Annotated in this window: 9 protein-coding genes; 4 read left to right on the top strand and 5 right to left on the bottom strand. The window is 63.0% G+C overall.

Annotated elements, in window-relative coordinates:
- Both E5W87_RS19525 and E5W87_RS19520 read right to left on the bottom strand, forming a co-directional pair.
- The coding region (locus E5W87_RS19525) for a ribokinase (protein WP_292400966.1) at positions 1 to 819 on the bottom strand (819 nt) is incomplete at its 3' end.
- Between the two features lie 159 nt (positions 820 to 978).
- Complete coding sequence (locus E5W87_RS19520; protein ID WP_292400963.1) at positions 979 to 1,857, bottom strand: methylated-DNA--[protein]-cysteine S-methyltransferase; 879 nt, start codon at positions 1,855 to 1,857, stop codon at positions 979 to 981.
- Between the two features lie 113 nt (positions 1,858 to 1,970).
- Here E5W87_RS19520 and E5W87_RS19515 point away from each other — a divergent pair, with 113 nt between their 5' ends.
- A complete protein-coding gene (locus tag E5W87_RS19515; protein ID WP_292400960.1) occupies positions 1,971 to 2,786 on the top strand; it encodes a class I SAM-dependent methyltransferase in 816 nt (271 codons plus the stop codon).
- On the opposite strand, the gene E5W87_RS19510 is transcribed toward E5W87_RS19515, so the two are convergent.
- Positions 2,783 to 3,277 carry a DUF2244 domain-containing protein gene (locus E5W87_RS19510; RefSeq protein ID WP_292400957.1) on the bottom strand — a complete coding sequence of 165 codons (495 nt, stop codon included), beginning with the start codon at positions 3,275 to 3,277 and terminating at the stop codon, positions 2,783 to 2,785. The two genes, E5W87_RS19515 and E5W87_RS19510, sit on opposite strands and share 4 nt — an antisense overlap.
- A 22-nt stretch (positions 3,278 to 3,299) precedes the next feature.
- On the opposite strand from E5W87_RS19510, the gene nth reads away from it, so the two are divergent.
- On the top strand, positions 3,300 to 4,097 hold the full coding sequence (nth, locus tag E5W87_RS19505) for an endonuclease III (RefSeq protein WP_292400952.1): 798 nt from the start codon (positions 3,300 to 3,302) through the stop codon (positions 4,095 to 4,097).
- Here the strand turns inward: nth and E5W87_RS19500 are convergent.
- Entirely contained in the window at positions 4,091 to 4,546 is a 456-nt protein-coding gene (locus E5W87_RS19500) for a DUF2214 family protein (RefSeq protein WP_292400950.1), read from the bottom strand. The genes nth and E5W87_RS19500 overlap by 7 nt on opposite strands.
- 229 nt (positions 4,547 to 4,775) lie before the next feature.
- On the opposite strand from E5W87_RS19500, the gene E5W87_RS19495 reads away from it, so the two are divergent.
- Complete coding sequence (locus E5W87_RS19495) at positions 4,776 to 5,315, top strand: GNAT family N-acetyltransferase (RefSeq protein WP_292400946.1); 540 nt, start codon at positions 4,776 to 4,778, stop codon at positions 5,313 to 5,315.
- A 25-nt stretch (positions 5,316 to 5,340) separates the two neighbouring features.
- On the opposite strand, the gene E5W87_RS19490 is transcribed toward E5W87_RS19495, so the two are convergent.
- Positions 5,341 to 6,114, bottom strand: coding sequence for an IclR family transcriptional regulator (locus E5W87_RS19490; RefSeq protein WP_292400943.1), 774 nt, complete (start codon positions 6,112 to 6,114; stop codon positions 5,341 to 5,343).
- 200 nt (positions 6,115 to 6,314) lie between these two features.
- Here E5W87_RS19490 and E5W87_RS19485 point away from each other — a divergent pair.
- On the top strand, positions 6,315 to 7,046 hold a 732-nt coding region (locus tag E5W87_RS19485; RefSeq protein ID WP_292400941.1), incomplete at its 3' end, for a tripartite tricarboxylate transporter substrate binding protein.

Below are 7,046 nucleotides of genomic sequence, written 5' to 3'. Positions count from 1 at the left end.
TGCGGCTGCAGCGCGGGCGAGCGCCTGATCGAGCGGCAGGCCGGACGACAGCCCGGCGGCGAAGTAGCCGCAAAACGTATCGCCGGCGCCGACAGTATCGACCGGCGTGATCTTCAGCGCCGGGACCATCAGAAGATCGGCTGGCGTGGCAGCCAGGACGCCGTCACCGCCGAGCGTGACGACGATTGTTCGGCCGGTTTTTCCGGCGTAATCGCGCATTCGTGCGGGGCGATCGCGGCCACTCAGCGACAGCGCTTCGCCATAGAGGTCGAATTCGGTTTCGTTGGCGACGACATAGTCGGCCTTGCCGAGGAAGGCGGCCGCCTCTGCGCGGAAGGGTGCCGTGTTGAGCACGGTGACCGCGCCTGCCGCCCGTGCCGCGTCCAGTGCGGCATCAACGGTCTGCAGCGGGATCTCCTGCTGCAGGAGCACGACATCCCCCTTTTTCATGAAAGCCTTGGAAAGGTCGCCGGTCACAACCGAATCATTAGCACCCGGCACCACGGCAATGACGTTCTCGCCGTCGTCGGCGACCATGATCAATGCCGTGCCGGTCGAGGCGAAGGTTTCACCGACACCGGACAGGTCGATCTTGCCGTCCCGCAGCAGCGCCAGCGCCTCAGTGGCGAAGTTGTCCTTGCCGACGGCGCCGACCATGCGCACCTTGGCGCCGGCGCGTGCGGCGGCCAGCGCCTGGTTGGCGCCCTTGCCGCCGGGAGCGGTGGTGAACCCGGAGCCACGCACCGTCTCGCCGGGTGCGGGCAAGCGGTCGACATTGGCGATAAGGTCGAGGTTGATCGAGCCGATTACGATTATCAAGTGGTACCTCCCTGCTGACTGCGCGGGAAGCTAGCCCGGAAGACGGCTGCTTTCCAGAGCGGGCAGTCATTTCGCGGGTTAACGAAAAACACCGGCGAAAGCGTCTCGCCGGTGTCGCAAGGTCTGTTTGGGTATCAGCGCATGAGGCTGTGAACTATTTCAAGGCGCGACCTGTCCCGCTTCCCAGCCAAGGATGGCGCGTTTGCGAGTCAGGCCCCAGTGGTAGCCGGTGAGTGCCCCGGACTTGCCGAGAGCCCGGTGGCACGGAACCACGAACGACATCGGATTGGCGCCGACCGCAGCACCCACCGCCCGGCTGGCGCTAGGTGCGCCGATGCGGGCGGCGATCGAGGAATAGGTGCAGGCCTTGCCCATCGGGATGCGCAGCAGGGCTTCCCAGACGCGGACCTGGAAGTCGGTGCCGATCATGACGACGCGCAGCGGCTGATCGGCGCGCCACAGCGCCGGATCGAAGACGCGCGCGGCATAGGGCGCCGTCGCGGCCATGTCCTCGACATAGTTTGCGTTCGGCCAGCGGCTGGACATGTCGGCGAAGGCCGCACGCTCGCCGCCGGCATCGCTGAAGGCGAGGCCGGCAAGGCCGCGGTCGGTGACCATGATCAGGGCGATGCCGAAAGGCGAGATGTGGTAGCCATAGCGTATCGTCAGCCCGGCGCCTCGCGTCTTATAGTCGCCCGGCGACATCGCCTCGTGGGTGACGAAAAGGTCGTGCAAGCGGCCGGGACCCGACATGCCGACCTCAAGAGAAGCCTCGAGCAGCGGCATGCCGGAATCGAGCAGTTTGCGCGCATGGTCGAGCGTGACCGCCTGGAGGAAGGCCTTGGGCGACAGGCCGGCCCAGCGGGTGAAGAGCTTCTGTAAGCCGGTCGGCGTCTCGCCAACTTCCTCGGCCAGTATTTCGAGCGACGGCTGGTCACGGTAGTCAAGGCTGATCTTCTCGATGGCGCGCCGGACAACTTCGTAGTCACTGCCTTCGGGTGTGATGTCTTTCTTCAGAATAGCTGTCTGTGCGTTCATGGGACTATCTCCTTGATCGTGAATATCGTCCTTCGCGGCTCGGATCACCACCCGAAACTTGCCTTCTCGCGGCACATACCCAGATAGAATTGGCTTCGAGGAAGGAGCCGACGATGACTGGCGAAAAGGTGCATCTCACCAAGGAGAAGGAGACGCTGCTGATTACCGTCTATGGCAAGGCACTGGAGAGCCGGTTGCCTCAATCGCTGCTGAAGGACCATTTCGCGGACGAGGCGGTTCGCCGCATCGACTATGATTTCTCGCGGCTGAAGGTCGACGACAATCTCGGCGTCGGCTTGGCGATCAGGGCCAAGACGCTGGACGACTGGGTTTTGGCCTTTCTCACCGAAAATCCCAAAGCCATCGTGCTGCATCTCGGTTGCGGGCTCGACACGCGGATATTCCGCATCGATCCACCATCCGGCGTGGATTGGTTCGATGTCGACTATCCCGAAGTCATCGAGCTCAGGCGCAAACTCTATCCGCCGCGCGACCATTACCGCCTGATCGCGTCGTCAGTCACCGAGCCTGGTTGGCTGGACGAAGTGCCCGGCGATCGTCCGGCCATGGTCGTGGCGGAAGGGCTGACTCCCTACCTTGCCGCTGACGAGGGTCCAAGACTGTTTTCGCGGCTTGTGGCGCATCTTTCGGGCGGCGAATTGGTTTTCGACGCGTATAGCCGCTTAGGCCTGAAAATCATTCGCCTCAATCCATCGTTCCGCGCGACCGGCGCCGAGGTCCATTGGAGCATCGAGGATCCGCACGAACTGGAGCAAAAGGTGCCCGGCCTGCAACTGGTCGAGGACCTTTCTGCCTACCGGCCGGAACACGCAGCCCGAATGAGCTGGGTCGCGAGGCTGTTCATCCGGCTTTGGAGCTACATTCCGCCGCTACGCAAGATCGGTAGGTTATTGCGATATCGGTTTTAGCGTGCCTTGGCGGTCGCCAGGGCGCGCGAAAAGGCAGTGGCAAAGCTCTCGCGGTCGTCGGGATTGAGGAAGCTGCCAATTGGCACATTCTGGCCTTGTGCTTCCACCGCCATCCTGGTGATGCCGATCTCGGCGTGGCGGGCGACCGAAAAACGCGCCCAGAACGGATTGAAGCGATGCGCTTCCGATTTGCCTGACGGCGCCGTCTTGCGGATATCGAGACTGGTGCGTGAGACCGATACCTCCTCGCGGGCGCGGGCGGCACGATAATTGGCGCGAAAGGCGATGTAGACGGCAATGACGTCGAGACCGAGGAAGCCGAAAACCGGCCAGGCGCCGCGCGACAGGAAAAACGCTCCGGTGACCAACGAGCCGAATAGCAGAGCGCCCATCAGGATGGCAAAGCCGGTTTTGCCGAGCGACCGATGCGGTGTCAGCAACGCCTGGAAGAATGGCTCATCGGCCTGAAATGAGGCGTTTGTGTCGCTCATGGCGGGATATTATAGGAAGGGAATGACGAACCCCAAGTCCAAAAATTCCTCCACGCTCGAAAATCAACCGCCCCGCGGCAGACGCGACGGCTCGAACGCCAAGCCGCGTGCCCGGCCGGTGCGGTCCCCCTACAGCCCGGCTGAGGTGCACGAGATTTTCCGACGCTTTTCCGTTCAGCGGCCCGAACCGAAGGGCGAGCTCGAACACATCAACCCATTCACGCTGCTGGTGGCGGTGGTGCTTTCGGCACAGGCGACCGATGTCGGCGTCAACAAAGCGACGCGGGCGCTGTTCAAGGTCGCCGACACGCCGCAAAAGATGCTGGCGCTCGGCGAGGCCAAGGTCGGCGATTATATCCGCACCGTCGGGCTTTGGCGCAACAAGGCCAAGAACGTCATTGCGCTGTCGGAAGCGCTGATCCGCGACCATGGCGGCGAGGTGCCTGACGACCGCGATCAATTGGTCAAGCTGCCGGGCGTCGGCCGCAAGACCGCTAATGTCGTGCTCAACATGGCCTTCGGCCAGCATACGATGGCGGTCGACACGCATATCTTCCGCATCGGCAACCGGCTCGGGCTGGCGCCCGGCAAGACGCCGGAACAGGTCGAGCAAGGACTGTTGAGGATCATCCCGGACGAATATATGCGCCACGCGCATCATTGGCTGATCCTGCATGGCCGCTACGTCTGCAAGGCGCGCAAGCCGGATTGCCCGGTCTGTGTCATCGCCGACATCTGCAAGGCCGAGGAGAAGACGAATGATGTGCCGGCGCCGCTGGTCGAGATTGCGCCACTCGAACCGGTGGGCGAAATTCAGTAGCCGTAGCCCCGCGCCATCGCCGCTGCGAAGACAGGTATCAGCAGGAAGATGAACGCTTCGGCGCGAACATAAGTTCGAACGGATGCGAGCTGCGCCGCCGGCACCTGGAAGCCGGGGCTGGCCGAAGCCTGCCTGCTCCAGGAACCGAAGCGGACGGTCGGGATGATCGACAACAGGCCGACGATGACGAAGGCCGCCATCTTTGCCCAGAACACCCAGTTGTAGACGTAGAATTCCCAACCCTTCAGGCCGTAGATGACGCGGCCGATGCCAACGATGATTATCAGCATGGCGATGATACCGTAATGGCGATCGATGCCGACAAGCCGCCGGAGCGTTGCGGCGGGCAGATCGCCGCGGATCAGGACAAATTCGGCGCCGATGATGCCTGCCAGTGAAAACACCAGCAGATGATGAAAGATGGCAAGCAGAAGATCGGTGGTATCCATGCCCTTTTCCCTCCGTCGGACGGCACAGCAGGCGCTGAATCAGCTGCCGGTGAAAATAGCACCGCTGGGCAGTGTCCACATTAGGCTGGAAGATGATCTGCACAGGCTTTGGCTCTTGTTTGGTGCAGGCGATTTGGATCTCTGTCGCATGTCGTTATTCCCGAAACCGCCGAGCAGTCTTGGGCGGCATGCACTAAGCACACAGGCAACCGCAACCGAGGCATGACACATGGGTAATCCACAGGCGCTCGTCGCTCCCGTCATCGAAACACCGCGCACCATCCTGCGGCCGCACCGGCTCGATGATTTCGATGCGTATGTCGCCATGTGGGCCGATCCGGCCATCACCCGCTTCATCGGCGGCAAGCCGCGCACGCGGGAGGAAAGCTGGATGCGCTTCCTGCGTCATGCCGGCCTGTGGTCGCTGCTGGGCTACGGCTTCTGGGCGATTGAGGACAAGGCGACCGGCCGCTTCATCGGCGAGGCCGGCTTTCACGATCTGAAGCGCGATATCGTGCCGTCGATCGAGGGCATTCCAGAGGCTGGCTGGGCGCTGGCTTCGAGCGCACATGGCCAAGGGTTTGCCAGCGAAGTCGTCGGACGGGTTCTCGCCTGGGGCGACGAGGCATTCGGGCGCACAAGGACCGTCTGCATCATCGATCCGGAGAACACCGGTTCACTGAACGTCGCGGCAAAATGCGGCTACAGGGAAGTGTTGCGGACCATCTATCACGACGATGCGACGATCCTGCTGGAACGGCAGCCTTGAGGATGCTGCCTGTCATCCCGTCTGGTCAGGCCAAACGGAGGCTTTCTGAGCCTTCCGCTTCGACCTTGCGGGCCGCCTCTTCGAGCATCGAGACGTCTTCGCCGAAAGCGCGGGTGGCGCGCGCGGCCGCCTCAAGCAGAGGTTTTTTCATGCGCTGGAGAAAGGCCGCGTCGACGCGCGTGCTCGGGCCGGAAAGCGTCAATGCACCGAGCAAGGTGCGCCCCGGTCCGAACACGGGTGCCGAGACGCCCGCCGTCTCGGGGTCGCGATCGCCGACCGACAAACAATGATAGGTTTTGCGGATCGTCTCGTAAGGCTCGCCCGGCTGACCGGAAAACGCCGCAAGCACGCGGCCGCCCGAACCGGCCAGCAAGGGCAACACGTCGCCTTCCCGTATGGTGTAGCGGATGGGATGCTTGGATTCGACGCGGTAGAGACAGGTACGAACGTCGCCCGAGCGGACATAGAAAGCGACGCTTTCCCAGCTTCGCTCGGCCAGATCGCGCATGATCGGCAGCAGGATGTCAATCGCCACGACCGAGCGCTGGTATAGGGCGCCCAACCGGAAGGTGGCAGGGCCGACACGGTAGCGGCCGTCGTCGAGACGCTCCAGCAACTGCCCGCGCAATAATGAGTTCGCCAGGCGCAGGATCGTGCTCTTGTAGAGGCCGGTCCGCGCCGCGATTTCGGCTAGGCTGAGCGAGCGGTCGGCGGTGGCGAAAGCATCGAGGATGGCGATCGCCCGATCGAGCGCGGCAACGCCGGCGAGCGAGGCAGGCTTGGATTGTGTTACGGTCATCCGCTTGACCACGTTCCGTTCCCAGTTGGCAGAAGGGCCGATCGGACCAATTGTGCCGCATGCAGAAAGTTCTGTCCAGTAGAATGCTGTTCCTGTTGACAGAACGTGGCAAAGACTGCATGAATTTTTGTCAAGCGGGTCTGAATTCAGGCTACGTTGCTGGCAGGCACCGGAGGAGGTGTCGTGATTGGAGGAATCCCATGCTGAACAGACGCAGATTTTTAATGAGCACCGCTGCTGCCGGCGCCGCCGGTTTCGCAGCGTTGCATCTCTCGCCCGCTTTCGCGCAGGATGCACCGCAGATCCAGATATTCGTGCCGGCAGCGCCCGGAGGCGGTTGGGACCAGACGGCGCGCACGATGGACCAGGTGCTGCGCAGTGAGAAGCTGATCTCCGGTTCGCAGATCACCAATGTCGGCGGCGCCGGCGGCACAGTCGGCCTGCCGCAGTTCATCAGCCAGTGGAACGGCAAGGGCAATTCGCTGATGGTTGCCGGCATGGTCATGGTTGGCGCCATCATCGCCAACAAATCGGCCAACAATCTCACCGAAGTCACGCCGATCGCCCGCCTCACCGGCGAGTTCGAGGCGCTGGTGGTGCCGGCGGCCTCGCCGTTCCAGACCGCAGCGGATTTTGTCGCCGCCCTCAAGGCTGACCCGACCAAGGTTCCGGTGGCTGGCGGTTCGGCCGGCGGTTCGGACCACATATTGTTCGGCCTTATCGCGAAGACGGCCGGTGTTCCGGCAGCCAACCTCTCCTACGTGCCGTTCGCCGGCGGCGGCGAGGCGCTGTCGGCGCTTCTTGGCAACCAGGTTGCGGCCGGCATCTCCGGCTTTGGCGAGTTCTCCGAACAGGTTAAGGCAGGCGCGCTTCGGCTGCTCGCCATTTCCGCGGACAAGCGCCAGGAAGGCATCGACGCACCGACGCTGAAG

The sequence above is a fragment of the Mesorhizobium sp. genome, assembly GCF_004962925.1.
GTDB lineage: Bacteria > Pseudomonadota > Alphaproteobacteria > Rhizobiales > Rhizobiaceae > Mesorhizobium.
This window is presented reverse-complemented; position numbering and strand designations above follow the sequence as displayed.

What these genes read in the sequence shown, in the direction of transcription:
- E5W87_RS19520 (WP_292400963.1), bottom strand. Translation starts at nt 1,857, where the DNA reads ATGAACGCACAGACAGCTATTCTGAAGAAAGACATCACACCCGAAGGC.
- E5W87_RS19515 (WP_292400960.1), top strand. Translation starts at nt 1,971, where the DNA reads ATGACTGGCGAAAAGGTGCATCTCACCAAGGAGAAGGAGACGCTGCTG.
- E5W87_RS19510 (WP_292400957.1), bottom strand. Translation starts at nt 3,277, where the DNA reads ATGAGCGACACAAACGCCTCATTTCAGGCCGATGAGCCATTCTTCCAG.
- nth (WP_292400952.1), top strand. Translation starts at nt 3,300, where the DNA reads ATGACGAACCCCAAGTCCAAAAATTCCTCCACGCTCGAAAATCAACCG.
- E5W87_RS19500 (WP_292400950.1), bottom strand. Translation starts at nt 4,546, where the DNA reads ATGGATACCACCGATCTTCTGCTTGCCATCTTTCATCATCTGCTGGTG.
- E5W87_RS19495 (WP_292400946.1), top strand. Translation starts at nt 4,776, where the DNA reads ATGGGTAATCCACAGGCGCTCGTCGCTCCCGTCATCGAAACACCGCGC.
- E5W87_RS19490 (WP_292400943.1), bottom strand. Translation starts at nt 6,114, where the DNA reads ATGACCGTAACACAATCCAAGCCTGCCTCGCTCGCCGGCGTTGCCGCG.